The organism is Janibacter zhaoxuefangae, from assembly GCF_050271985.1.
GTDB lineage: Bacteria > Actinomycetota > Actinomycetes > Actinomycetales > Dermatophilaceae.
Map to the genome: position 1 here is coordinate 2,642,356 of NZ_CP189849.1, position 25,626 is coordinate 2,667,981.

23 protein-coding genes and 2 pseudogenes are annotated in these 25,626 nt (G+C 66.9%); 14 read left to right on the forward strand and 11 right to left on the reverse strand.

Annotated features, from left to right (window positions below):
• Nucleotides 1-69: 69 nt before the first annotated feature.
• From ACQBAS_RS12460 to ACQBAS_RS12470, 3 genes are all read right to left on the reverse strand, one after another.
• Nucleotides 70-996: a LysR family transcriptional regulator gene (locus ACQBAS_RS12460; protein ID WP_048696987.1), complete on the reverse strand. Its 927-nt coding sequence runs from the start codon at nucleotides 994-996 to the stop codon at nucleotides 70-72.
• 128 nt (nucleotides 997-1,124) lie between these two features.
• Nucleotides 1,125-2,132, reverse strand: coding sequence for an ABC transporter ATP-binding protein (locus tag ACQBAS_RS12465; RefSeq protein WP_226283159.1), 1,008 nt, complete (start codon nucleotides 2,130-2,132; stop codon nucleotides 1,125-1,127).
• On the reverse strand, nucleotides 2,129-3,049 hold the full coding sequence (locus ACQBAS_RS12470) for an AMP-binding protein (RefSeq protein ID WP_192912059.1): 921 nt from the start codon (nucleotides 3,047-3,049) through the stop codon (nucleotides 2,129-2,131). Before ACQBAS_RS12470 ends, ACQBAS_RS12465 begins: the two co-directional genes overlap by 4 nt.
• 256 nt (nucleotides 3,050-3,305) lie before the next feature.
• Between ACQBAS_RS12470 and ACQBAS_RS12475 the strand changes: the two are divergent.
• The 4 genes and pseudogenes from ACQBAS_RS12475 (at nucleotide 3,306) to ACQBAS_RS12490 (ending at nucleotide 8,199) form a co-directional block, all read left to right on the forward strand.
• Nucleotides 3,306-4,508: pseudogene (locus tag ACQBAS_RS12475) on the forward strand (IS3 family transposase).
• Between the two features lie 54 nt (nucleotides 4,509-4,562).
• Nucleotides 4,563-5,867, forward strand: coding sequence for a flavin-containing monooxygenase (locus tag ACQBAS_RS12480; protein ID WP_427384113.1), 1,305 nt, complete (start codon nucleotides 4,563-4,565; stop codon nucleotides 5,865-5,867).
• Complete coding sequence (locus ACQBAS_RS12485; protein ID WP_226283155.1) at nucleotides 5,864-7,267, forward strand: glutamine synthetase family protein; 1,404 nt, start codon at nucleotides 5,864-5,866, stop codon at nucleotides 7,265-7,267. The genes ACQBAS_RS12480 and ACQBAS_RS12485 overlap by 4 nt, the downstream gene beginning before the upstream one ends.
• 164 nt (nucleotides 7,268-7,431) lie before the next feature.
• Entirely contained in the window at nucleotides 7,432-8,199 is a 768-nt protein-coding gene (locus ACQBAS_RS12490) for an alpha/beta hydrolase (protein ID WP_192912054.1), read from the forward strand.
• 462 nt (nucleotides 8,200-8,661) lie between these two features.
• Here the strand turns inward: ACQBAS_RS12490 and ACQBAS_RS12495 are convergent, their stop codons facing one another.
• Together ACQBAS_RS12495 and ACQBAS_RS12500 are read right to left on the reverse strand one after the other, a co-directional pair.
• Nucleotides 8,662-9,372: an HAD family hydrolase gene (locus ACQBAS_RS12495; protein WP_192912055.1), complete on the reverse strand. Its 711-nt coding sequence runs from the start codon at nucleotides 9,370-9,372 to the stop codon at nucleotides 8,662-8,664.
• Nucleotides 9,372-9,779 carry a hypothetical protein gene (locus ACQBAS_RS12500; RefSeq protein WP_192912056.1) on the reverse strand — a complete coding sequence of 136 codons (408 nt, stop codon included), beginning with the start codon at nucleotides 9,777-9,779 and terminating at the stop codon, nucleotides 9,372-9,374. The genes ACQBAS_RS12495 and ACQBAS_RS12500 overlap by 1 nt, the downstream gene beginning before the upstream one ends.
• A gap of 519 nt (nucleotides 9,780-10,298) precedes the next feature.
• On the opposite strand from ACQBAS_RS12500, the gene ACQBAS_RS12505 reads away from it, so the two are divergent.
• Complete coding sequence (locus tag ACQBAS_RS12505; RefSeq protein WP_226283157.1) at nucleotides 10,299-11,189, forward strand: choline kinase family protein; 891 nt, start codon at nucleotides 10,299-10,301, stop codon at nucleotides 11,187-11,189.
• Here the strand turns inward: ACQBAS_RS12505 and ACQBAS_RS12510 are convergent.
• Nucleotides 11,107-12,190 (reverse strand): annotated as a pseudogene (locus tag ACQBAS_RS12510) (IS110 family transposase). The gene ACQBAS_RS12505 and the pseudogene ACQBAS_RS12510 overlap by 83 nt on opposite strands.
• A 541-nt stretch (nucleotides 12,191-12,731) precedes the next feature.
• Here ACQBAS_RS12510 and ACQBAS_RS12515 point away from each other — a divergent pair.
• From ACQBAS_RS12515 to ACQBAS_RS12525, 3 genes are all read left to right on the forward strand, one after another.
• A complete protein-coding gene (locus tag ACQBAS_RS12515) occupies nucleotides 12,732-13,274 on the forward strand; it encodes a GNAT family N-acetyltransferase (RefSeq protein WP_427384115.1) in 543 nt (180 codons plus the stop codon).
• Between the two features lie 451 nt (nucleotides 13,275-13,725).
• On the forward strand, nucleotides 13,726-13,908 hold the full coding sequence (locus tag ACQBAS_RS12520; RefSeq protein ID WP_427384116.1) for a hypothetical protein: 183 nt from the start codon (nucleotides 13,726-13,728) through the stop codon (nucleotides 13,906-13,908).
• On the forward strand, nucleotides 13,905-14,105 hold the full coding sequence (locus ACQBAS_RS12525) for a hypothetical protein (RefSeq protein ID WP_427384117.1): 201 nt from the start codon (nucleotides 13,905-13,907) through the stop codon (nucleotides 14,103-14,105). Before ACQBAS_RS12520 ends, ACQBAS_RS12525 begins: the two co-directional genes overlap by 4 nt.
• 528 nt (nucleotides 14,106-14,633) lie before the next feature.
• Here ACQBAS_RS12525 and ACQBAS_RS12530 read toward each other — a convergent pair.
• Genes ACQBAS_RS12530 through hutH form a run of 4 tightly spaced genes read right to left on the reverse strand, consistent with a single transcriptional unit; the run spans nucleotide 14,634 to nucleotide 18,040 of the window.
• A complete protein-coding gene (locus ACQBAS_RS12530) occupies nucleotides 14,634-15,125 on the reverse strand; it encodes a hypothetical protein (protein ID WP_427384118.1) in 492 nt (163 codons plus the stop codon).
• Nucleotides 15,125-16,261, reverse strand: a complete 1,137-nt coding sequence (locus ACQBAS_RS12535; protein ID WP_427384119.1) for a hypothetical protein — start codon at nucleotides 16,259-16,261, stop codon at nucleotides 15,125-15,127. Before ACQBAS_RS12535 ends, ACQBAS_RS12530 begins: the two co-directional genes overlap by 1 nt.
• A complete protein-coding gene (locus ACQBAS_RS12540) occupies nucleotides 16,251-16,409 on the reverse strand; it encodes a hypothetical protein (protein WP_427384120.1) in 159 nt (52 codons plus the stop codon). The genes ACQBAS_RS12535 and ACQBAS_RS12540 overlap by 11 nt, the downstream gene beginning before the upstream one ends.
• Complete coding sequence (hutH, locus tag ACQBAS_RS12545; protein WP_427384121.1) at nucleotides 16,406-18,040, reverse strand: histidine ammonia-lyase; 1,635 nt, start codon at nucleotides 18,038-18,040, stop codon at nucleotides 16,406-16,408. Before hutH ends, ACQBAS_RS12540 begins: the two co-directional genes overlap by 4 nt.
• A 101-nt stretch (nucleotides 18,041-18,141) precedes the next feature.
• Between hutH and ACQBAS_RS12550 the strand changes: the two genes are divergently transcribed.
• The 5 genes from ACQBAS_RS12550 to ACQBAS_RS12570 all read left to right on the forward strand — a co-directional run bounded on the left by ACQBAS_RS12550 (nucleotide 18,142) and on the right by ACQBAS_RS12570 (nucleotide 22,312).
• Nucleotides 18,142-18,945 carry an IclR family transcriptional regulator gene (locus ACQBAS_RS12550; protein ID WP_427384122.1) on the forward strand — a complete coding sequence of 268 codons (804 nt, stop codon included), beginning with the start codon at nucleotides 18,142-18,144 and terminating at the stop codon, nucleotides 18,943-18,945.
• The gene (locus ACQBAS_RS12555) at nucleotides 18,942-19,925 is read left to right on the forward strand and encodes an NAD(P)H-quinone oxidoreductase (protein ID WP_427384123.1); all 984 of its coding nucleotides are present in this window, start codon (nucleotides 18,942-18,944) and stop codon (nucleotides 19,923-19,925) included. The genes ACQBAS_RS12550 and ACQBAS_RS12555 overlap by 4 nt, the downstream gene beginning before the upstream one ends.
• Before the next feature lie 64 nt (nucleotides 19,926-19,989).
• Entirely contained in the window at nucleotides 19,990-20,931 is a 942-nt protein-coding gene (locus ACQBAS_RS12560) for an acyl-ACP desaturase (protein WP_427384124.1), read from the forward strand.
• 151 nt (nucleotides 20,932-21,082) lie between these two features.
• Nucleotides 21,083-21,658 carry a hypothetical protein gene (locus tag ACQBAS_RS12565; protein WP_427384125.1) on the forward strand — a complete coding sequence of 192 codons (576 nt, stop codon included), beginning with the start codon at nucleotides 21,083-21,085 and terminating at the stop codon, nucleotides 21,656-21,658.
• 33 nt (nucleotides 21,659-21,691) lie between these two features.
• A complete protein-coding gene (locus ACQBAS_RS12570; protein WP_427384126.1) occupies nucleotides 21,692-22,312 on the forward strand; it encodes a bacterial proteasome activator family protein in 621 nt (206 codons plus the stop codon).
• Between the two features lies 1 nt (nucleotide 22,313).
• On the opposite strand, the gene ACQBAS_RS12575 is transcribed toward ACQBAS_RS12570, so the two are convergent.
• Complete coding sequence (locus ACQBAS_RS12575; RefSeq protein ID WP_427384127.1) at nucleotides 22,314-23,966, reverse strand: FAD-binding dehydrogenase; 1,653 nt, start codon at nucleotides 23,964-23,966, stop codon at nucleotides 22,314-22,316.
• A gap of 41 nt (nucleotides 23,967-24,007) precedes the next feature.
• Between ACQBAS_RS12575 and ACQBAS_RS12580 the strand changes: the two genes are divergently transcribed.
• Complete coding sequence (locus ACQBAS_RS12580) at nucleotides 24,008-25,603, forward strand: metallophosphoesterase family protein (RefSeq protein ID WP_427384128.1); 1,596 nt, start codon at nucleotides 24,008-24,010, stop codon at nucleotides 25,601-25,603.
• Nucleotides 25,604-25,626: the final 23 nt, after the last annotated feature.

Genomic DNA, 25,626 nt, shown 5'->3' on the forward strand with positions numbered 1-25,626 from the left:
CCTGCCACATCGGCAGATGGGAGTTCCAGCCGGCTATGTATCGGATTACCCGATACGTCCGGTTAACGACTACACCCCACCCGCGCGGGAGAGGTGCGACCGCAGCATCGACTCGAAGTACGTTTCGGCGGGACTGACAGACGCCCGCGTCAGCCGGACCCAACACACTCGCCGCGCTGGCGAAGGCAAATCCGTCACCCGGAAAGCGACGACCTCCCCCCGCCGTTGCTCGTCCGCAATGGTGTGAGTGGACAGGAAGCCGACTCCACGGCCTCGACGCGCCGCCCGCTTGACCGCGTCCACCGAACCCAGTTCCCATACGTTGCGGAACGAGTAGTCAGTGCCGGACAAAAGTCCCAAGGCGTACTCGCGGGTGCTTGAGCCCGTTTCTTGAACCAGAAGCGTGAAATCATCGAGGGCGGCGGCGTCCACATAGCCGTCCGAGGACAGGTCAAGGAAGCGGGGTCTGGCTACACCGACGATCTCATCAGGGCCAAGGGCGGTCACTGTCAGGCGCTCGTCGCGCATATCACCACACGTGACAGCGCACGTGACTCGACCCGAACTTAGCCATTGACGAACTTCTGCGGTCGATCCCACCGACACGTGCACGTTGACATCGGGACATTCCTGCTGGAACTGCTCGATGATGTCTGGAACCAAATAAGTTCCAGGCACCGAAGACGCGCCGAGCTCGAGCGTGCCGGTGCGCAGTCCCGCGCGGGCGGCAAGGGCGGACTCGCCGGCAGTGAGGTTCGAGAGTGCTTGGGAGGCGTAGACGGCTAACACGCGACCCGCGTGGGTGAGCCGTAGCGACCGTCCGTAGCGCTCAACAATCGGTTCTCCCGCGGCAGCGTTCAACAAGCGAATATGCTCGCTGGCGCTAGGTTGGCTGACACCAACCGCCTCGGCCGCCTGCGACAAGCTGCTGCACTTCTCCAGCTCTACAAGCAACCTCAGACGAGTGACGTTCCAGACATCCTGCAGTGACGGCACTTCGTATCCCCTTGTGACGCATCGTTCTAGCCCAACCGCTCGGCGGGGGCAGGGTCTTGACCTCCCAGGCTGTCACGGCACCCCAAGGCAGACCCCGGGCCACCGGAAGGCCGTGGCCCCGGTTGGCACTAACCGGCCGACCGTCCCGGGGCCACGTGCCCTTCCTGGAAGGCGGGCGATGCGCTGACCGCTTCCGCCGCAGGGTCTGCAACTAGGAGGACGCCGTCATTCACAGGCCATCGAAGAACGGCACGGTCTCCGGCGCGAACTGCAGAGGCCGTACTAGCTGGCTCCCTGACCAGGCCAGTGGTCCCGTCAGGCAATCGGACGCCAAGCCTGCGCGAGGAACCCAAGTACATCTCGTTCAGTACCGTAACCTCGACTGCGTTTTGCTCCGCGGTGGCCGAGACCGCTCCCGCAGCTTCCAGTCGGAGCCGCTCCGGCCGCACCATAACGACACCTGCTGACCCATCAGGCAAAGAGCCGTTCACGCGGACCTTCGCCGCACCTTCGACGAAAGAACCCCGACCATCGCTTCTTACCTTCCCCGCAATCAACGTGGACTCCCCGAGGAACGTTGCGATAAAGATGGAAGCCGGAGATTCATACAACTCCCTACCGGTGCCGATCTGTTCGATTCTGCCGTCACGAAAAACCGCAATGCGATCGGAAAGAGCCAGTGCCTCTTCCTGATCGTGGGTCACGAAGATAACAGTGCTTCCAACCTCACGATGGATCCGGCGCACCTCTAATTGCATGCTGTCTCGAAGTTTGCGATCCAGCGCGCCCAATGGTTCGTCCATCAGTAGCACGGAGGGTTTGAAAACGATAGACCGTGCCAGGGCTACACGCTGCTGTTGCCCACCTGAAAGCTGACTTGGTCGCCGGTCAGCCATTCCATGCAAGTGCACCGTTTCCAACGCCTGCGCAACCTGCTTTTTCCGCTCTGATGAGCTAACCCGACGCTGCTTTAGCGGGAACGCCACATTATCGCTAACGCTCAAGTGGGGAAATAAAGCGTAGTTCTGGAAGACCACCCCCAAATTTCGCTTATGAGGTGGGAGGTGCCCAACATCGCGACCATTGACGTGGATACTGCCTTCGTCCGGCGTATTGAAGCCAGCGATGAGGTTCAAGGTAATCCGAATCTCTCGACCAGTTCCCGGTGGTGTCGCGGTGGAACTCCGATTTGCAGCGCCATTCGCATCGTGTGATTCTGTTCGTCGGTGGTGGGCTCGCGTTTCAGCAAAAGATTCGGGATGGCTCCAATACCCAGCAGCACGGTAGTTTCAAACTGCTGAACTACGGACCAAAATCGATTGACGCTGAACTTCCGCATTGAGACGAATGGCGCACCAAGTTTCAACGAAAGGGCGAACAGCCAGATCGAGTCCCCGTAGAAGAATTGGAGAGGGTTGAGGAAGCTGTCTGTTGACCGCAGGTCGTAGAGTCGCCCAACCACGTCAACGTATCTGCAAGTTTCGCCTTGCAGGTGGGCGCAACCCTTAGGCATCCCAGTGGTGCCCGACGTATAAGTGATGAAGGTCGTGTCATGAATTGAGGGAGGCGCGGAAAGTAGATCAAACGAATCGTCTTCGTCGCAAAAGGCAAGCAATCCGTCAGGTTCCTGTTCGCCGAGGATTAGCACTTCCGATAGATCGGGACACTTGGTCTGGGCGGAGCGGAAGAGTTGAGACGTTTGCTGCTCGGCTAAAACCCACGCACTTCTAGAGTCCCGTAGCATGTGTTCCGCCTCCGTTTGGGTGAGCGCAGGATTCATGTTCACCATCGGATGGCCGGTACCAAGCAATGCGAGCCATATGATAAAGAATTCGGCACGGTTACCCATGGCCACAGCGATAGGAGTTCCGCGAGGAACACGCTTGGACACGTAGGCGGCGAACTGCTCCGCGCGCGCGAGCAGGGCCTCCGCTGTTAGCGAGGCTCCGTCCTCGAACTGAATCACCACGGCGTGTGGTTTCTCTAGCAGCACCGGAACCAGCGTCTCCACGATGGGTGCGGCTGGCATCACGCTCCAGGCGTTGCCAGTCACGCTGGTTGGCCATGAGAACGCCTCCGAGCGCTCCACTCCCTCGGCCGATCCGCCAGCGCCCCTGCTGTGCGAAGTCACGAGTGTGTCACCTACCGTTCGCTGATGTTGCGCCTGTTGTACAACGGGTGGCATAAGTAGCGCAGACGCTTCGTCTGATGTCAAGGGACGTCTTGCAGGGATCGACCATGGGACTGCTGCACGAATAGGTGACAACTGAACTGGCTTGCCCGACGGGCAGGCTTGAGAGGATGTCGCTGTGCCCAAGCCCTACCCCCGCGAGTTCCGTGACGACGTTGTTCGTGTCGCCAGGAGCCGGGATCCGAAGACCCCGCTGGAGCAGATCGCGAAGGACTTCGGGATCCACCAGACCACGTTGAACTCCTGGATGCGCGCCGCCGACGTCGAAGACGGCACCAAGCCCGGGATGACCGAGGACCAGAACGCCCAGCTACGCGAGTTGAAGCGGCGCAACCGGCTCCTCGAGCAAGAAGTCGAGGTGCTGCGCCGGGCGGCTGCCTACTTGTCGCAGGCCAATCTGCCGGGAAAATGATGTACCCGCTCGTCCGCGAGCTGGCCGTCGACGGGATCCCCGTCACGGTGACGTGCCGGGTACTCAAGATCGCTCGCCAGCCCTACTACCGCTGGCTCCAGGCGCCGGTCACCGACGCAGAACTGGTCGAGGCCTACCGCGCCAACGCGCTGTTCGACGCCCACAAGGACGACCCGGAGTTCGGGTATCGGTTCCTGGTCGACGAGGCCGCTATCGCATCGCAGCAGTGAGGCGATGGCGGAGCGGACAGCGTGGCGGATCTGTTCCCAGCTGGGGTGGTGGTCGGTGTTCGGCAAGCCCAAGCACGGCAAGGCGAAGAAGCCCGGTCCACCGGTCCACGACGACCTGTGCGCCGTGGTCGACAAGCACGGCGTCGTCCGGCACGAGTTCAAGGCTGATGCCGCGAACGAGTTGTGGCTGTCGGACATCACGGAGCATTGGACCGCGGAAGGCAAGCTCTACGTCTGCGCGATGAAGGACGTCTACTCCAACCGGATCGTGGGCTACTCGATCGACTCGAGGATGAAGTCGCGACTGGCGGTCGCGGCGCTGAACAACGCGGTCGCCAGGCGCGGCGACGTGGCCGGCTGTGTGGTGGTTCACACGGACAGAGGATCGCAATTTCGAAGCAGGAAATTCGTCCACGCACTCAACCGGCACGGCATGGTCGGATCCATGGGCCGCGTCGGTGCGGCCGGGGACAACGCGGCCATGGAGAGCTTCTTCTCACTGCTCCAAAAGAACGTCCTCGACCGCCGCGCCTGGGCCACCCGCGAGGAGCTCCGGATCGCGATCGTGACCTGGATCGAGAGGACCTACCACCGACGCCGACGCCAGGCCGGCCTCGGACGATTGACCCCTGTTGAATACGAAGCCATCATGACCACGCCCGCCACTCAGGCTGCGTGACCCAACCTGTCACCCGTTCGTGCAGCAGTCCCGATCTCTTTCAACACCAGTGTCGTGTCGACTACATGGGATGAGGCGCAACGTGCGTGGCTCGTCACCTGCGACAACGCCGAGACACTGGTAGCGACCTACGTCGTCATGGCGACCGGCAACCTGTCGTCCGTCAAGCAGCCACAGGTTCTGGGGCTCGAAGAGTTCGCGGGGGAGTGGTTCCACACCGGCCGCTGGCCGCACCGGCCGGTGGACTTGACCGGAAAGCGGGTCGCCGTCGTAGGAACGGGTTCGTCGGGGATCCAGACCATCCCCCAGGTCGCCAAGGACGCCGACCAGTTGTACGTTCTCCAACGGACACCGAATTACAGCATGCCGGCGCACAACCGTTCACTGCGAGACGATGAGTGGCGTGAACTGACTGCGGACTGGCGTGAACGGCGCACCGTTTGCGAACTCTCCGAGAGCGGCGTGCCGGTGGACTCGCCAGACAGGTCCACGGCGCAGGCCACCCCCGAGGAGCGCCGGCAGCGGTTTGAGGAGGGCTGGCAGCGGGGAGGTATCAGCGCACTGTCCTCGGGTTTCACTGACTTCTTCACCAGTGAGGAGGCGAACAAAGTCGCGCAGGACTTCGCTCGGGCGAAGATCCGCTCAGTAGTCCGCAATCAGGACGTGGCGACACTCCTGTGTCCCAGCCACCACATCGGCACGAAGCGCACCTGTACCGACATCGGATACTTCGAGGCCTACAACCGCGACAATGTCGAACTTGTGGACATCCGCTCCAACCCGTTGGTCAAGATCACCACGTCGGGCATCCAGCTTCGTGACCGACAGATCGACGTCGACACCATCATCTTCGCGATCGGCTTCGACGCCATCACCGGCGCGCTGACGGAAATCGAGATTCGCGGCGTCGGGGGCCACCTCCTCACAGACAAGTGGGCCCACGGGCCGCGCACCTACCTCGGCATCCAGACCGCCGGATTCCCCAACTTGTTCATGATCACTGGCCCGGGCAGCCCCTCAGTCCTGAGCAACATGGTGGTGTCCATCGAGCAGCACGTGGACTGGATCACGGACTGCCTAAACCACTTGAGCCAGAACGGCATCAACCGCATCGAAGCGTCGGTGGACGCTGAGGACCAATGGGTGCAGCACGTCGCCGAACTCGCGGCCGACACCCTCTACCCCGAAGCCAACTCGTGGTACGTCGGAGCGAACATCCCCGGCAAGCCACGCACATTCATGCCGTACGTTGCCGGCTGCGGCCGGTACCGGCGCGAGGCCGAGGACGTCGCTGCCCGCGGCTACGCCGGCTTCATGTTAGGCGCCTCCAGTGCTGCCAAGAAGGAAGTCGACGCGTGATCAACCTCCAAGAAGAGTTGCAGAAGGACCCCGACCTGATCGCCTGCCTCGAGCGGCACGGAGTCCGCACCGTCATCGTGGGCGGATGCGACACCCATGGCGTAATGCGCGGCAAGCGAATGCCGACCGGTCAATTGTCCCGCATGCTTGAGCACGGTATGCCGCTCTGTGATGTTTTTTGGGTGATGCACGTCGACGAGTCCGGCCTTGTCGCCAAGCCAGAGGGAATCAACGGGTACTTCCCGACTGAGCGGCTTGGCTACCCCGACATCTTCGCCAAGATCGATCCGGCGACCTTGCGCCTAGTTCCCTGGCACGAGGACACGGCACTGCTCCTCGCTGACTGGCATCTGCCCCACGATGGTGGGCACGTCCCGATCTCGCCCCGGAGCGTGTTACAGCGTGTCGTCGAACGCACTCGCTCGATGGGATTTGAGCCAATGAGCGCGTTGGAGCTGGAGTTCTACCTGCTCAAGGAGAAAGTTGGCACTAAACATCTCAAACGTGCTGACGAACTAGTTCCTTTGCAGGAGGCGCCCAGCACCTACGGCGTCGTCCTGGGATCTCACCAGGAGACGATCGGCGCCATCATCCGCGATCGCATGCTCGAGTACGGGCTGCCGATCGAGGCGTGCAACCCCGAGACGGGTCCGGGACAGTTCGAAATCACCCTGCAGTACGACAAGAGCCTGAAGTCCGCCGACGATGCCTTTCTCTTTAAGTCCGCAGTCAAAGAGGTCGCTGCCCGGCACGAGCTCCTAGCCACCTTTATGGCAAAGCCCAACGGCGCCTGGGCGGGCAACAGCTGTCATATCCACGTCAGCCTGCGAGACAAGGAAGACGCCGGGGCCTTCTTTGCCCCGGGTCAGACCCACCAGATCTCTGAGACTATGCGGCACTTCGCTGGGGGTGTCCTCAGCACGATGGCGGAGTTCACGGCATTGATGGCGCCCACGCCGAACTCGTACCGCCGCTATGTCCCCTATTCCTGGGCGGGTACTACCGCCACGTGGGGCATCGATAATCGCTCCGCTGGCTTGCGGGCGATCTGCGAAGGCGAGAACGGCACCCGGCTTGAGCACCGTCAGCCGGGAGCTGACGCCAACCCCTACATCGCCACGGCTGCCCTTCTGGCCGGCGGGCTCCATGGGGTGCACAACAAGCTGGAGCCACCAGGACTGACCAGCATGGACATCTACGCGCTGCCAGCCGAGCAGGTGCCGTTGCTGCCCACCAGCTTGGCGGAAGCCCTGGACCTTCTGGAGGCGAGCGCCGTCGCTCGCGAGTGGCTGGGCGAGGAATTTGTTGATCACTTCCTCGCCATGAAGCGTGCGGAACTGAAGGCCCAGTCAATCGCTGTCACCGACTGGGAAGTGGCCCGCTACCTCGAGGCGCTGTAGTGCCGACAATACCCGGCCGTGAAGCCGCTGCGGCTCTTGATGAGGCAGCCAACCGCGCCCGGCCGAGCCTGCATCTGATGTCGCCGGCGCGGGCCCGCGATTGCTATGAGCGAGAAAGCTTGCGAACCGGCGGAGCACCGCTACCGGTGTCTGTGGTTCGGGACATGGCGGTCAATTCGCGCGTGCAAGCGCGGCTCTACCGACCGACGGAGGGCACCCTGCCCGTCGTGTTGTTCTTTCACGGGGGAGGTTGGGTGGTCGGCAGCATCAACACCCACGACCACATGTGTCGTGAGTTGGCTCAAAGAAGCGGATGCGCCGTGCTCAACGTCGGCTACCGGCTCGCACCCGAGCAGCCCTTCCCAGCAGCCGTCGACGACGCCGAGGCAGCGCTGTCATGGGTCCGAGGGCATGGCGCGGAACATGACCTTGACGTCGACCGCCTGGCTGTGGCGGGCGACAGCGCCGGCGGGAACGTCGCCGCTGCGTTGACCATCCGGGCACGCATGATGGGCGTACCGCTCCGTCTGCAACTGCTGTTCTATCCCGTCACAACCACCGACCTCGGCGTCGGCATCGACCCGCAGTACGAGGGCCTCGTCTTGTCCCGTGATGAGTTGGTGTCGCATCAGGACCACTACCTGCCGAACGCCACCGACCGACACAGCGCGGAAAGCTCACCCCTTGACTGCGCCGACCTGCGAGGACTCCCGGAAGCTGTCGTCGTCGTTGCCGAATGCGACCCAATTGCGCCGCAGGGTCTGCGCTACGCCGAGGCACTTCGTGTAGCGGACGTGCCAGTGACCGTGCACCTGCACCGCGGCAGCACTCACGGGTTCGCTCAGTTCCCAGGCGCTTTCGAGAAAGCGAGGACTGCGCTAGGGCAAGCAGCCGATGCCCTCCAACGGGCGTTTCTTGACGAGCGAGCGTGAACAATCTGCGAAGGTGCGACGCCGCAGCGGTCCTCGACGAAGCGTCGGGATGAAAAGAAGTCAACGCCCACCAAACGGTGCTCGAGAGGTAGTTCGCATCGGCGTATGAAGGACGAGATCGCCGACTCCGGAACTGAGCACCGAGTTTTTGCCGCAACGTGTCGACTGGAAGCAGATCAATACCCGTCTCGGCGCCGTCGTTAGATCCGAAGCAGCGTCCCCTCAGTCGCTGTGCTGACAGCGCCCCCGGGCGGCATCAGTTCTGCCTGTGTGTTGAGCTTCCCCGAGTAGATAACAACGGGCGTCGACAACAATCGAGGCGGAGGCGATCAACCTGCGGCCGCGAGCAGACGGAGGGTTATCCACCTACGAGACGATAGACAGGCTCTGAACGCACGTGCCCGTTGCAGCTGGCCGACCACTCTAGTAGCAGCTCAAACGAGTCGCTTCTTCTTCGTCCGCTCACACATCGAGCAGGTCGGCGCTCAGGCGATGGGTGGTCGCGACGCCTTGAGCAAGCACATGAGGACGAGGGTTGTCTCCGGTGACGGCAACGCACCGCATTCCGGCGGCAAGCGCGCCTTGGATACCCGGGACGGAGTCCTCGAAAACAAGAACGTCTTGGGGTTCGACACCCAGCAGCGCCGCACCCTTAAGAAACCCCTCGGGGTCAGGTTTGCCGTGCTCGACGTCTTCGACCGTGACGAATAAGTCGATGTGCTCGCCGGTCGAACAGTTGTTCAAGACCGCAAGGACGTCGTCACGTTGCGCGCCTGTCACGATCGCCATAGGAACCTCAAGGCGCGCCAGGTGTGCCACCAGTTCCGCAGCCGAATCAGTGATCGGAGAACGTTCTGCTACCAGCTGCTTGTAGCGGTCTCCGTGCCTAGCCAGCAGCTCGTCAACCAGGACCGAGTCGCCGCCGCCATGCGTGCGAACCGCGATTTCAACGATTTCTCGGTCGCTGTGTCCGAGTAGCCGCTCGGTGTATTCCTCCGGAGTCATTTGCCACCCGAGGTACTTGTGGAAGAGATCGGTGAAGCTGTTCAGCAGTATGGACTCGTCGTCAGAAAGGGTGCCGTTGAAGTCGAAGATGACAGCACGGTTTGTTCGTCTGCTCCAGTCGTTGATTAGTTTTTCCACCGATGGGTGGCTGGGGTCGGTAGTTGGCATCACAGCACCGGCCTTACGTAGGGCACCGAGATGTCGCCGTCGATGAGGAAGCTCCCGGTCGGCATGAAGGATGGGCCGTCGTTGGCCAAGAGTGCGTAGGGGCCGAGGTCGAGAGTCGAGACGTCCTCGAGCGGGACGCAGCGGGCGGTGCCGAAAGCGATACCGACGCTGCCGCCGTGGCGAGGTGCTGTCTGGGAAAGGTTGTCTACCTTGTCCTTCTTCGTGCCGTTCGAGGGCGCGAACCACTTCCGTACTTCATCGGCAGCAGCCGCCTTGCGAGCCGCAGGGGCTAGATCGCCACTAATGACCGCAGCTCTTCTCTTGGCTATGGGGCCGCCGCTGGCGAGTCCCGGGCCGATGGCGGGGCCGGCCTCAAGGGCGACGCGATCCTGCAGTCGGGTGATCATGGTGGCTGCTCCTCGTTTGCGATGAAGATGTTCATGTCGTCGAGAGGCATCGAAGTCGATGCGCCGTTCAGTCAATAGTCTAGTCTTTTGCGAGCATGTCAACCATTGCCGCTCCGCAGGTGGCGCTACCCGTGGACGAGTGCTGCGCGGCACAGGTAGGTGTGGACCGACCCAGAGGATGCTGTCGCGTCAGCGCTGACGTTGCTGTGGTCAGCGCCGCGGGGGTGGAGAGGTTGCGCCCAGCACCACCTCGAGGAGCACCGTAGGAAACGTTCCGGGCATACGTTGGGCACGATCTACTCCGTGGCATTGACCTCGGTACGTCCGGCCTCGGCGCGGCGCTGACCAGCGGTCTGGGTCTGCATCCGACCGCAAGTTGCTTCACCGGCGTGCCGGGCGAGGCGCGTCCTGGCGAACAATGGGTCTAGACCTTTCGACCTAGCGGCCCGTAGTGTCGTGCGCGTCAGATACTGAGCCCTTCTGACCATTCGCTGATCTGCTTAGCAATCGAGGAGTCCGATGTCGGCCGCCTTTCTTCAGGACGACCAGCTCGAATCGTTGTTTGACCAGATCCCGGCGCTTGCTGGCCGCCCGCGCTTCATCACCGAACTCTCAGGTGGACTCACGAACCGCAACTTGAAAGTGACTACGCCCGATGGGCGCTTCGTCGCGCGCTGCTCGGGTCTGGGCGGGGACGCTCTCGATATCGACCGTGATGTGGAATACCACAACTCTTGTGCTGCCGAGAAGGCGGGTGTTGGGGCTCCAGTCGTCGCATACCGCCCCGACCTCGGCGTGTTGGTCATCGAGTTCCTCGACGGCAGAACTCTCAGTCGGGAGACCATTAGAGACCAGGGCGTCATCGAGCGGATAGCGCTCTCGTGTCGCCAACTGCATGCGGGCCCGGCATTCCAAGGGACCTTCAACATGTTCGAGCGTCGGCAAGGCTACCTTCGAACAGTCCAGAGAAACGGGTTCCGACTCCCTCCGGGGTATCTCGACCACGCCGAAGCCCTTGGCCGCATCCAGAAGGCCCTCGCGGTGCGCGACGTCGGGACAGTTCCTTGCAACAACGATCTGCTCGCGGAGAACTTCGTCGACGATGGCGAGAAGGTTTGGCTCATCGACTACGAGTATTCGGGCAACAACGACGCCGCGTTCGAGCTTGGCAACATCTGGGGGGAGTGTCATCTTGACCTCGACCAGCTCGACGCACTGGTGACGGCCTACTACGGGCGCCACCGCCGGTCGAAGATCGCGCGGGCACGACTCCAGGGGATCGTCGGCCAGTATGGCTGGACCTTGTGGGGGATGCTTCTATGTCGTGTCAAGCAGCTGGCGCGAGCACTTCTGGTCCTGGGTGGGTCGCGGCGAGGGTGCGGAAGATCTGCCGTCCGACGTAGCGCTTGAGGCAGCGTCGGATTTCCTTGCTGGTCTTGCCCTCGGCCAGGCGCCGTTGGACGTAGGCCCGGGTGTCTGGGTCAGTTCGCATGCGGGTCAGCACGATGGTGTTCAGTGCCCGGTTGAGCCGGCGGTCGCCGCCGCGGTTGAGGCGGTGACGCACGGTGTTGCCGGACGAGGCGGGGATTGGTGCAGTGCCGGCGATCGCGGCGAAGGCCGCTTCGCTACGGATGCGTCCAGGGTGGGACCAGACGGTCAGGATGATGGCTGCGGTGACGGCGCCTACGCCGCGCAATTCGAGGAGCTCGGGCGCCTCGGCGGTGACGATCTCGGTCAGTCGCTGACGGTTCTCGAACAGCTCCTCATCGAGCACGAGCACGCGCTTGGCCAGTCGGACTGCCTCAGCGCGGGCGGTCGCCGTCCCGATCCCTTCCTCGCGACGTCGCCATCCAGCGATGGTGGTGACCTGCTGGGAAGTCAGAGACTTTCGGGCATCGACGCCGAGGTCGTGACTGCGCAGCATCGAGGTCAGTGCGTTGATGCACCTGGTCCGCTCGACGTTGAGGTGCTCACGGGCGACGGTGAGGACCCGCAGCGCGGTGTGCGCGCCGGCGCGCGCGATCACGTAGTAGCGAGGCCAGCGGCATGACCAAGCTGGCACGGGCAGCGAGGACAGCGTCAAGAGCGTCGGTCTTCCCGCGGCCACGTTCGCGCCGAGGGGTTGGTGCTTCGACCACGCGGTAGCCCGCATCAGACAGGACGTCGCTGAGAACAGCCCCGTAGGAGCCAGTTCCTTCGGCGGCGATCAGCACCGAGTCGAGATCACCTTGGGTGCGGCGACCGATCCAGTCCCTCGCGCGACGCAGCCCGGCCGGGGAGGTCGGGAAGGTGGCTTGGTCGAGCAGTGCCCCGCGGTCATCGACGACGGCGTAGCTGTGGGTTGCGGCGTGGGTGTCGACCCCTACGACGTAGCGGTAGGTCTCAGCCACCGTGACCGGCAGACTGGGCATGCGATGTTCTCCTCACTTGTTCGGGTTGGACGTCGTTGCCGGCGTCAGCCCGGGTGAGAAGTCACGACGAGGCGGGCCTGTAATGAGTCACACCACCGGGACGGCAATCCCGTTGGTGGACATGCTTCTGATCAAGCCATCGTTGTGGGCCAGGGTCGGCGCCGGCACCCAGCGCACGCTGGACAGATCCCAGGCATGACACCCCCAAGGGGGGTCAGGCGATTCAGGAGTCACAACGCGCACCGGGTGACCGACGCCAACCCTGCCAGCCAGCCCCAGGCCAGCCGAGACGAAGACTTACAGGCGGTTCACTCGGAGAATCTCTGGGGCACGAGACATCACGCGAAACGATCGTCTCAGCCACGTCGTACTCGCGACACGCCCGACCCCACGTGCTGTCGTTGACGAACGCTGTATCAACCCAACGGTGGTACACCACGACGGGGATCGTCGAGCCTTCCGGCATCCCCACGAGCCACTTGGGTCCGTCAGCCTCCTTCAGAAACTGGCGCCGCCACGGTCCTGTGCCACAGTGACCCGGGTGCGACAGATTCTCAGCGAACTGGGCCCGGTGGCGCTAGGACCCTTCCGGCGCGCCGATTTCGACGACATCCACGCCTTCGCGTCGGATCCCAAGGTCTGCCGCCACCAGCCGTGGGGGCCAAACACACCCGAAGACACCGACACCTTTCTCGACCATGTCCTCTCGGCAGACGATGAGCAGCGCCAGCTGGCCGTCCTCTCGGAAGAGAGAGTGATCGGCACCGCCGCGATCTGGACGACCAGCACCAGAGATCGAGTCGGTGAGATCGGGTACCTGCTCCATCCCGAATACTGGGGCCGCGGTTACGCCACGCTCATAGCCGCAGAACTGGTGCGGCTGGCGTTCCAAGACCTGGGCCTCGAGCGGGTAGCTGCTACCTGCCGGCCAGAGAACATCGCCTCCATCCGGGTGCTGGAGAAGGTCGGGTTTCAACGTGAGGGGCATCTTCGTGGCGCGGTCCTGATTCGCGGAGAGCGACAGGACTCTCTCGTGTTTGGCCAGTTGGCCACTGATGCGCAGGCCCACGGAAGCCAGCACTGATCTGTCACCGAGCGCACGTCGCGGTGGCAGAGAGTGGCCAACTGAGCAACACGCCCTAGCCATGATGCCCCTTAACGTGCTCTTGCAGACCGCGCTACAGCGCCAGTTCCCGCCTTGACCCGTCTACCCCCCGGTCGACTCCACGGAGATCATTAGCAGTAGCGGCGCACCCAGCACAATAAGCCCAGCCACAGTAGCGAGGATCGAAACTGCCCTGAGAGCGGCAATGGCGGGGTCAGGCCCCCAATCTGCCTCGCGCGGTCCTGAGCCTGCTTCTGGGTGTCGGTGTGTGCACTCGCTCGTTCTGCTCCGGGCGCCTTCGGGCCTTACCCCCGGGGGTAAGGCCCAGGGCCTGCACCCCGGGAAGGTGTCTCAGTGACCACCGTGTACCGCACGATCAAGCGCGCCAAGGCGCAGGAGGAGGGTCTGCAATGACCGCAGAGGTGACGTCGTGACTGCGCTGGGCCTGCTGACCATCGCCGCGGCACTGGCAATTGGTGTGTGGATGTTCGTTCGGGACGATCCAGTCGGTGGCCGCGACCGGATCTCCTACGGAAGTGCTAAGCGGGCACTGGAGACGATGACCGGTCTCGGAGCCATCGGCCTTCTTCTGCTCTTCGTGGGCACTCGGTGAGCGAGGTGAGCGGCATCAGTCCAGAGGAGCATGCTCGTCGGCGGGAGGAGGCTCGCCAGTTCCGACACAGCACGGAGATGGAGGGTGGCCGTGTCCCCGACGCTGCTCAGGCCGACGTCGCCGCTTACGAGCGCGGGGAACTCGACGAGGACGAGATGCTCCGTCGAGCACGTCGCCTCTACGGCCTCGATCACTAGATCCCCGGCCCGACTATCGTTCGCGGCCGGTCGGCGAAGGAAGACGCGTCAACCACCAGCGCAACATGGCTCGGCGTTCGCGCAGCTCGTTACGCACCTGCGCTCCAAGACGAGCAGTAAAGACCGACCGGACCGCGCGTGTTCGGCAGGCGGTCGACAGGACCCCCACACTCAGGGTTCTGGCACGGCGCGGAGTTGCCCAGCGGATGCTCGTCCATCGCCACGAGAACCTGCGCGAGCCACACGTCGGGGTCACGGTGCCAAGCGGGGAGGCGGCCGCCTAGACCCGATGCGTACTTCACGTGGAAGTCGGTCGTGATTCGTCACGAATCACGCGCTCTTCGGCCCCTGCAGGGAACGACCTAACGCCGCTCTGATCGGCATCGAGGTCGGTGCGGCGCGGTGCGTGCTGGCAGTAGCACCACCGCTGAATTCCTTGCCTGGGCGGCGACGCGATCTCGTCGATGCAGTCCTCGGGTGCGTGCGGTTCTTGGCAGGGCTTGCAGATCACGGATTCGTCCCTCTCGGTCAGAACAGGCGAGGTTGTTGGCGGTCGAGCTCGGACATCCCGAGACGTATCGCGGCGGTGACGTCGCTCTCGGCGAGGACTGCTGCCCGGATGGCTCGAGCCCGCCCGGCGCGACCGCGGACGTCGCGCAGGGGCGAGTTGATGCGGTGCCGTCGCAGGAGCCACTCAAGGTGGTTCTCGTGGTTGTCGGTGGCGGGCTCCAGGTGGGTCGGTCGCTGGCAAAGTGCCTCGTCGCAGCTGTGGCGCAGGACGGGCGCGGCACGCAGCGCTGCGGCCCCGTGCTCCAGGGCGTACCCGAAACGGTGAGCCAGGACGACGACGTCACGGCCGTTCGAGTCCGTGCCGACCCAGAACCGGCCGTGACCAGAGCGCATGATGGCCCCGGTGAACCACCAGTGCGTCTCGGTGACGGCCACCTTCGCGTGGTAGCGATCGCGCACGTCACTGTCCTCGAGGGCGTCCTCGAGGAAGCGAAGCCGCGCCGGGTCCATTAGTCCCGCCGCGGTGCGTCTTGGCGTCGAGACTCGACGTACTCGCGGTTCTGCTCCCACCGCTGAGCCGCCACCGCTCGCTGACGTGGCGTGGGGGCGCCAGGAGGCCCCGCCTTGCGACGCTGAGCGGTCGAGGCCATCGCCGCAGCCACAGCCCGGTCCCGGGCCGCAGTGTCATCGCGACCGGCTGCGGCCGCTCGCTTGTACGCGGCGTCGAGCTCAACGAGGTCCACCGCCGCGAGTGAGGGGTCGGTGTCCGGTCGGGGTGGGGGCTGCTCCTCTGCCTGGCGCTTCTCCTGCCTCCGGTCGCGACGGCGGGGCTCGTCCGACCAGGCCTGACTCTGGTGCACGCTCATAGCCGTCTCCCTGGGGTCGAGGGTGGATCGGGTCGCGGGTCGCGGGTCGTCTCGGTCGCTGGCGCTGGGTCGAGACTCCGTCGGTCCCGTCATGGACGGCCGGGTTGGTCGCTCTGTGCTGAGTCGGCTGATCTCCTCCTCCAGGGCGGCTAGCGATCGCGCCGAGCCGGTGGTCCGGTCTCGGACGTCATCGACGGCATCGACGGCGCGTGTGGTGCTGGATCGCGCCTCACCGACGTGCAGCTCGGCGCCGGTGGCCATCGCACGGGCGACCTGCGGCGTGGATGCCGGCATCGAGAGATACGCCTGGCCAGCAGCGACCGAGACATCGACGTGGCGCAGAGCGTTACGCGCAGTGCTCACACGGTGGTGTCCCTCGGCGACATTGCGCCGCACCGAAGCGATCACCGCTCGATCCTCGGAGAGCGTGGCGCGGGCATCCGCAGCCGCGAGATGCTCCCGTGCAGTGACCAAGTGCTCGCTGGCAGCGTCGAGATGCTGGGCTACTTCCTCTCGGGTGATCCCCGAGTCGGCTAGCGCCACCGCAACCTCACGGCTGTCGCTGCTGGCCTGAGCAGTCACCAACTCGGCAAAGTCGGCATCGTCGGCCCACTCCCCGCGCTGCGTCATCGCCGCGACATGCTCGACGTCGACACCAGCCCGGTACAGCTGGCCCTCAAGCCGCTCCAGTCCGTCGAAGGTGCGCAGCAGCTGCTCGCGACTGTCCTCCAGCGCGGTCAGCGCCGAGACGAGATCGCGCTCCAGGTCTTCAGTCGCCATCGCGGTCCTCCTCGACGCGTTTGCGCAACGTGGCGATCGCTGCGTCGACCTCCGAGAGAGCCGCCTCCCCTTCGCGGCGCACGGTCTGTGCGTGGCGGGCTCCCTGCACGAGGTCCTCTCGCCCGTCGGGCTGCTCCGCGGCGGTCATGCCACGTTGCTCTCGGCGGGAGCCTCGCTGACGGGCTCCGTGGGCTCCGTGTCCTCGGTGCTCGGCGCGCTCTGCTGGCCCCGCTTGCTCAGCGCACGAGCCTCGGCCTGGGTGATCTCGCACAGTTCGGCGATCTCGTCGAGACGCACACCCAAGGTGTCCTTGAGCTTGGAGACCGATGCCGCCATGTCCTGCTCCGCCGCAGCGGCGGCCTCCAGCGCTTCATCGCGAGAGGGCTGGAGCGGGGCGCGCAGGTCGATGCCGCGGGCGGCCGTGAGCAGCTCGACGGCGAGGACGCGGGCGAGCCCGTCGACGGAGCGGCGCAGCTTCCGGGCCGCGGACCAGCCCATGGACACGTGGTCCTCCTGCATGGCGCTGCTCGGGATCGAGTCGACCGAGGCGGGTGCGGCCAGGCGCTTGAGCTCGGAGACGATCGCCGCCTGGGTGTACTGGGCGATCATGTGGCCCGAGTCGACGCCGGGGTCGTCGGCGAGGAGGGCGTTGAGGCCGTGGTTGCGGGCGACGTCGAGGAAACGGTCGGTGCGCCGCTCGCTGATCGAGGCGAGGTCCGCGGCGACGATGGCCAGGAAGTCGAGGACGTAGGCGACGGGCGCGCCATGGAAGTTGCCGTTGGACTCGACGCGGCCGTCGCGGGTGACGACGGGGTTGTCGATGGCCGAGGCGAGCTCGCGCTCGGCGACGGTGCGGGCGTGCGCCACGGTGTCGCGCACGCCACCGGCCACCTGCGGCGAGCAGCGCAGGGAGTAGGCGTCCTGCACGCGCGTGCAGGCCTCCGGGTCGCGGTGGCTCTCGCGGATCGGGCTGTCCCGCAACACGGCCCGCAGGTTCGCGGCCGAGTCGGCCTGACCGGGGTGGGGGCGGATCGCGTGGAGGTCGGCTGCAAAGACGTCGTCCGTCCCGAGCAGTCCCTCGACGCTCATCGCGGCGGTGACGTCAGCGACCTTCAGCAGGGCGGTGAGGTCGGTGATGGCCAGGCAGAGCATGCCGAGCATGCCGTCGGTGCCGTTGATGAGGGCCAGGCCCTCCTTTTCGCGGAGCTCCACCGGGGTGATCCCGGCGGCCTCGAGGGCCTGCGCGGTCGGCATGCGGGTGCCGGACGCGTCGCGCACGATCCCCTCCCCCATGAGGGCGAGGGCGCAGTGGGCCAGCGGTGCGAGGTCGCCGGAGCAGCCGAGCGAGCCGTACTCGTGCACGACCGGCGTGATGCCGGCGTTGAGCAGGGCGAGGTAGGTGTCGAGGGTCTCGGGGCGGATGCCGGTGTGGCCCGTCGCGAGCGTCGAGATGCGCAGCAGCATGAGGGCGCGAACGACCTCGCGCTCCACCTCGGGACCGGAGCCCGCCGCGTGCGACCGGACGAGGGAGCGCTGCAGTTGCGCGCGAAGGTCGGTCGGGATGTGGCGGGTGGCGAGGGCACCGAAGCCGGTGGACACGCCGTAGTGGGCGACGGTGTCGTCGGCGAGGGCCTCGACGACGCCGCGGGCGCGGGCCACCTCGGCGCGCGCCTCGTCACTGAGGACGACGCGGGCATCGTGCCGGGCGACGGCGACGACGTCGGCGATGGACAGGGGGCCGGTGCCGAGCGTGATCGGCGCGGGAGTCGTTGCGGGCATGTCTCCATTGGAGCGCCGGGGCGGGGCCCGGGACAGTCGTCCAGCCGTGCTTCCGTCTCGGATGCGAGACAAGCACCCCGTGGCCGTGGGAGGGTGCGCGGGTGGCCAACGCTCCCGCCGCCGGCGCCGCCCTCGCCGTGCTGACCCTGCTGTCCCGACACAGCTCGCCCCTGCCCGCCGCGCAGATCGCTCGGGACGTCGGCCTGCCGCGCAGCAGCACATACCACCTGCTGCGGATCCTCGTCGATCACGGCTACGTCACCCATCTCGCCGAGGAGCGCCGCTACGGCCTCGGCATCGCCGCGCACGAGTTGGGCTCGGCCTATCAACGGCAGGAGCCGCTCCAGCGGGCGGCGCGTCCGCTCATGGCCCGCCTCGTCGACGCGACGACGCACAACGCCCATCTGGCGGTGCTCCATGGCCGCGACGTGCTCTACGTCATCGAGGAGCGTGCGGCGGGCCGACCCCTGCTCGTCACCGACGTCGGCATACGGCTGCCGGCCATCGACACGGCCTCGGGCCTGGCCATGCTGTCCGCGCTGACGACGGCGCAGATCAGCGCGCTGTATCCGCGGCGCGACCTCCTCGCGTTGATGGACGAGCGCGGGCCCTCGTCGGTGACCGAGCTGCGGCGCCGACTCGTCGACGTGCGGGCTCGTGGTCACGCCCTCGAGGAGGGATCGGTCAGCGCCGGACTGTCCTCGGTCGCCGTGCCGGTCCTCGACCACACGGGACACCCGATCGCCGGCATCGCGATCACCTACCCGACGGCCGAGGTCGACGACGCCGAGCGGGCCGCCCTCGTCGTCGCCGTCCGACGCACCGCCGCAGCGCTCGAGTCACGCCTCGGACGGCGCGCACCACTGCCCGCTTCCCCGGCCGCGCCACCTACGCTGGCCCCATGAAGGCGATCAGCATCAGCGAGCCCGGGGACGCCGACGTCCTGACCCAAATCGACACCGACGCGCCGGAGCCCGGCCCCGGCCAGGTCCGGATCAGCGTGGTCGCCGCGGGCGTCAACCGCGCCGACGTCCAGCAGCGCAAGGGCGTCTACCCGCCGCCCAAGGGCGCCTCTCCCCTGCCCGGCCTCGAGGTGAGCGGCACGATCGACGCGCTCGGCGAGGGCGTCGAGGCGTGGAAGGTCGGCGACGAGGTCTGCGCCCTGCTCGACGGCGGCGGCTATGCCGAGCAGGTCGTGGTGCCCAGCGAGCAGGTCCTGCCCGTCCCCGCCGGGGTCGACCTCGCCGACGCGGCGGCGCTGCCCGAGGTCGTCGCGACGGTGTGGTCCAACGTCTTCCTCACCGCCAACCTCCAGCCCGGCGAGACCCTGCTCGTCCACGGCGGCTCGTCCGGCATCGGCACCATGGCGATCCAGCTCGCCACGGCGATCGGGGCGAAGGTCGCGGTGACGGCCGGATCGGCCGACAAGCTCGAGGCCTGCCGCGAGCTCGGCGCCCAGGTGCTCATCAACTACCGCGACGAGGACTTCGTCGAGCGGATCAAGGAGGAGACCGACGGCCGCGGCGCCGACGTCATCCTCGACGTCGTCGGGGCCAAGTACCTCGCCCGCAACGTCGACGCCGTCGCCGTCGCCGGTCGCCTCGTCGTCATCGGCCTGCTCGGCGGCACGAAGGCGGAGCTCGACCTCGGCACGCTGCTGCGCAAGCGGGCCGCCGTCATCGCCACGACCCTGCGCGCCCGACCGCTCGAGGAGAAGGCGGTCATCGTGGCCGCCGTCCGCGAACACGTCTGGCCGCTGATCGAGGACGGGACCGTCCGCGCGGTCATCCAGTCGCGCCACCCGCTCGCCGACGCCGCGCAGGCGCACCGCGAGATGGAGGCCAGCGGCCACATCGGCAAGATCCTGCTCACGACCGGGCAGTAACTGGCACGGGGCGCTCCAGCACGCCTAACCTACGGAAACGTAGGTTTTCGATCGAGGAGCAGCCATGACCGCCACCACGTGGAGCCAGACCCACCTCCTGCAAGAGCTGAACCAGGTCGTCGAGGGCGAGCTCAACCGCCACATGGCGATCGCCAAGGAGTGGTTCCCGCACGACTTCATCCCGTGGTCCGAGGGGCGCAACTTCGACGGGCTCATGGGCGGCGAGCCGTGGCGGCCGGAGGACTCCGACGTCTCCGACGTGGCTCGCTCCGCGCTCATCGTCAACCTCCTCACCGAGGACAACCTCCCGAGTTACCACCACGAGATCGCGCAGATCTTCGGTCGCGACGACGCGTGGGGGACGTGGGTGCACCGTTGGACGGCCGAAGAGGGCCGGCACGGGATCGCCATGCGCGACTACATGCTCGTCAAGCGCCTCGTCGACCCGGTCGAGCTCGAGCGCTTCCGGATGACCCACATGTCCACCGGCTACGTCTCCGCCCACAGCGGCGAGCTCATCCACTCCCTGGCCTACGTGTCGTTCCAGGAGCTGGCGACCCGGATCAGCCACCGCAACACCGGCAACTTCACGCAGGACCCGATGGCCGAGCAGCTCCTGACGCGCATCGCCGCGGACGAGAACCTGCACATGATCTTCTACCGCAACCTGCTCAAGGCGGCGATGGAGATCGCGCCCGACCAGACGGTCATGGCGGTCCGTGACGTCGTCAAGAACTTCGCCATGCCCGGTACGGACATCCCCGGCTTCCAGCGCAAGGCCGTCGAGATGGCCGCCGCGGGCATCTACGACCTGCGTCAGCACAAGGACGACGTCGTCGCGCCCGTGCTGCGCTACTGGAAGTTCTGGGACATCGAAGGCCTCGGCGCCGAGGCCGAGCAGGCCCGCCTCGAGCTCTCCGCCTTCATCGACGGACTGGAGAAGCAGGCCAGCCGCTTCGAGGACAAGCGAGACACCCTCCGCGCGCGGATGGGCATCGAGGTCTGAGCCGGTGTCGTGATGGGGCCAGGTGGCCCCGCTGAGTCGAGCTGAAGCCCGGATGAGGGATGCCTCATCCGGGCTTCATCGACACCTCACGACGGGCGGCCACGGTGGGACCACTGGCCGGGAGGACCGGCCACCTACAGAGGGGAAGCCCATGTCGCTCCGCACCATCACCTCCGCCGGATTCGCCGCCGCGCTCGTCGTCGGCGGCTCGATCGCCGCAGCCGGGCCGGCCTCCGCCGACACCCGCTCCTGCACCGGTTACCTCGTCGGCAAGACCATCGACGACGACGTCCGCGTGCCCTCGGGCAAGACCTGCCGGATCGTCGACTCGACCATCAAGGGCAACATCAAGGTCCACTCGCTCGGCACCCTGCTCCTGTCGCGGTCCAGCGTCGACGGCAACATCCAGACCTACAAGCACCAGAAGGTGTCGGCTGCCAACTCCACCATCAAGGGTGACGTGCAGCTGTCGTACGGCGCCTACGCCACGCTCAAGAGCAACCGGATCGACGGCAACATCCAGTCCGAGTACAACCGCGCCACGCAGAGCGTCGGCTACAACAGGGTCGACGGGGACATCCAGTTCTTCAGCAACCGCTCGGGCTCGAAGACGATCTACCGCAACACCGTCGAGGGCAACCTCCAGTGCAAGAGCAACTCCCCGGCCCCCACCGGCTGGAGCAACGTCGTCCACGGCAACAAGGAAGACCAGTGCCGCCGGCTCTGACCACCTGAGGGCACACGGGGCAAGATGGTCGGCATGAGCGACGAGCAGGAGCAGCAGCCCACGCAGGAGCAGCCGACCGCCGAGTCCACCGCCCCGACGGCGGGCCACGACGACGGCGAGGTCAGCCGCGTCGTCGTCGTGACCCCCGAGGGGATGGGCGTGGCCTCGGGCGGGGACGCCGCCGACCTGATCGAGCACCCGGCGAAGGTCATGCGGATCGGGTCGATGATCAAGCAGTTGCTCGAGGAGGTCCGGAGCGCGCCGCTCGACGAGGCCGGCCGCGCCCGCCTGGCGGAGATCCACTCCCGTTCCATCGCCGAGCTCAAGGACGGCCTCGCGGACGAGCTCGTCGAGGAGCTGGACCGGCTCGCGCTCCCCTTCACCGACGCCCACCCCTCCGACGCCGAACTGCGCATCGCGCAGGCGCAGTTGGTGGGCTGGCTCGAGGGACTCTTCCACGGGATCCAGGCCGCCCTCGTCGCCCAGCAGGTGGCCACGAAGATGCAGCTGCAGCAGATGCGGGCCCTACCGTCGGGGCCGCTGCCGCACCCGAGCGCGGGTCCGGCGACGGATCCGACACCGGCGAGCGAAGGGGGCCAGCCCGGTCAGCCCGGCTTCCCCCCGGCGCACGAGGGCACCGGCCAGTACCTCTGACTCAGCCGACGGCGGCGGCCGCGGCACGGCCCGCGGCCCGCCCGGAGAAGACGCACCCGCCGAGGAAGGACCCCTCGAGCGCGCGGTAACCGTGCAGGCCACCGCCGCCGAAACCGGCGACCTCACCGGCGGCGTAGAGGCCGGGCACGGGCTCGCCGCCCGCCGCGAGCGCCCGTCCCGACAGGTCCGTCTCGAGCCCGCCGAGCGTCTTGCGCGTGAGGATGCCGAGCCGCACCGCGACGAGCGGCCCGTGCTTCGGGTCGAGGATCCGGTGCAGGGGGAAGGCGCGCTTGCTGAGCCGGTCGCCGCGGTACTGCCGGGCCACATGGATGGCGGCGACCTGGGCGTCCTTCGTGTAGGGGTTGTCGACCTGCCGGTCCCGGGCCACGATCTGCCGTTCGAGGTGCTCCGCGTCCAGCTCCGGGCCGGAGCCGAGGGCGTTCATCCGGGCGACGAGCTCGGGCAGGGTGTCGGCCGTGACGAAGTCGGCGCCGTGGTCGAGGAAGGCCTGGACGGCCGGGGGCGCCGAGATCACCGGGCGCTTGAGGACGTCCTTGACGCTCTTGTCGGTGAGGTCGAGGTTCTGCTCCGATCCCGACAGCGCGAACTCCTTCCCGGCGATCGACGTGTTGAGGATGAACCACGAGTGGTCGTGCCCGGTGCGCCGGAGGTGCTCGAGCGTGCCGAGGGTGTCGTAACCGGGGAAGTTCGGGGCGGGCAGCCGGTCGCCGTTCGCGTCGAACCACATCGACGACGGACCGGGCAGGATGCGGATGGCGTGGCCGGGCCAGATCGGGTCCCAGTTGCGCACACCCTCGACGTAGTGCCACATCCGGTCCCGGTTGATGAGGTTGGCGCCGGCCTGCGTGGCGATGCCGATCATCCGGCCGTCGACGTGCGCGGGGACGCCCGTGAGCAGGTGCTCGGGCGGGGCGCCGAGCCGCTCGGGCCAGTTCGCGCGAACGAGGTCGTGGTTGCCGCCGATGCCGCCGCTCGTGACGATGACGGCCTGCGCACCGAACTCGACGTCCTCGAGGACGTCGCGATTGCTTGCGGCCCCGCGCTCACTCGCGTCGGGCGCCAACCGGACGCCGCGCACGCCGGTCACGGCGGCGTCGCTGACGACGAGCTCGTCGACCCGCACGCGGTGCGCGTAGGTCACCAGGCCACGCTCCTTCGCCTCCGCCACCCGACGGACGAAGGGGGCCAGCACCCCGGGCCCGGTCCCCCAGGTGATGTGGAAGCGCGGCACCGAGTTGCCGTGGCCGCTGGCGTCGAGGCCGCCGCGCTCGGCCCACCCCACGAGTGGGAACCAGCGCATCCCCTGCTGATGCAGCCACGAGCGCTTCTCCCCCGCCGCGAAGTCGACGTAGGCCCGGGCCCACTGTCGCGGCCAGTGGTCCTCGGGGCGGTCGAAGCCGGCGGATCCCTCCCAGTCCTGCCACGCCAGCTCGACGGAGTCCTTGATGCCCATGCGCCGCTGCTCGGGGCTGTCGACGAAGAAGAGGCCCCCGAAGGACCAGTGGGCCTGCCCGCCCAGGTTGGCCTCGGACTCCTGGTCCACCAGGAGCACGCGGCGACCCGCGTCGGTCAACTCGGCGGTGGCGACCAGGCCCGCGAGGCCGTGGCCGACGACGATGACATCTGCGTCCATGGCCCTCAACGTACTCGGCGAGCCGCTCCTACGATGGACTGATGCGGCACCACCTGGCACGGATCCTCTCCCGGGTCGCCCTTGCCCTCACGGTGCTCCTCGGCGGATACCTCGCCGGCGTCGCGGCGACCGTGCTCGCACCCACGTCGATCGAGACGCCCTACTACCGCGCGGACGTCACGCTGACGGCCGATCCCCGGATCCATTCGCGGATCGACGCGCAGACGACGGTCGGCTCGGTCGGGGCCGCCTTCGCCGGGCTGGCCCCCGGCATCCGCGTGGAGCCGCGGATCAAGCCGTCGATCACCCAGGTGCTCGACGGCCCGATCACCATCCGGGGACTGCAGCCGACCTCGGCCCAGGTGTCCGCCGCCGTCCGTCAGGCCGCTCTGGGCGTGGGGCTGCGGTTCGCGGTCGGCGCGGTCGTCGGGGTCGGCGCCGTCCTCGCCCTCGCCCGGCGGCGGCCCACGTCACCGGCCACCCCGCGCGCGAAGGGGGCCGCCCGCCTCCTCGCGGCCGCCACGGCAGGGTGGGTCGCCGTCGTCGGTGGCGGCGCCCTCGCGGTCCAGAGCACCTACCGGGCCGAGCGGCTGACCGCCTTCGACGCCACCGGCCTCATCGGGCTCGCCACCGAGAACCGCTCCCTCCTCGAGGACGTCGAGACCCGGGCCAATCAGGCCACCCCGTACCTGAAGAACCTGCTCGCCCTCTCCGATGCCCTCAAGCAGCAGTACGCGCCCGCGGAGGTCGACGCGGGCGGGGCCGTCCGGATCCTGCTCGTCTCCGACATCCACGCCGCGAACCAGTACGCGCTGATGCGGACGATCGTGCGCGAGCAGGGCATCGATGCCGTCATCGACACGGGCGACCTGATCAACCTCGGGGTCCCGCAGGAGGCCGTCCTGTCCCGGCTCTACTCCGGCATCGCCTCGCTCGACGTGCCCTACCTCTTCGTCTCGGGCAACCACGACGCCAACGCTCCGGGGTCCACCGAGCTGCGGGACCGGCTCGCCGAGGTGCCGAATGTCGTTCTCCTGCAGCCCGATGCGGAGACCTATCGCGAGGTCTCCGTCGGCGGCGTCACCATCGCCGGCTTCAACGACCCGCGCTGGTTCGGCGACGACGACCGGGACAACGCGGCCAAGCAGGTGCCGGCGCGCGAGGCGTGGCAGCGCGCCTTCGAGGGACGGACCGCGCCGGATGTCGCGGTCTCCCACGAGCCGGCGGCCGTGGACGGTATCGCCGGGAGGATCCGGGTCAACGGCCACTTCCACGCGGCGGCGCTGGAGGGCAACCGGATCCAGGTCGGCACCTTCACCGGCGGCGGGACCCTGTCCCACTACGTCGCGCGCCAGACCGAGGACGGGTCCGAGCTCGTGGGTCAGCCGGCCGCCTTCGACATCCTGTCCTTCGACGCGAGCTGCGACCTCGCCTCGCTGTCGCGCTACCAGTTCCGCAACCTGACCGAGGGGCGCCCGGCCTACGACAGCGTGCAACTCGTCAACGGCGCCCGCGTCACCGAGCCGCTGCCCACCGACGGCGAGGACGCCAGCGCCCGCACCTGTGGCCCGACGGCGGGCGCCCCGGCTGTCGAGGTGACGACGACCGACGTGCCCGCGCGCGAGCCCGCCGAGTGATGCCGACGCCCGGTGCCTGAACC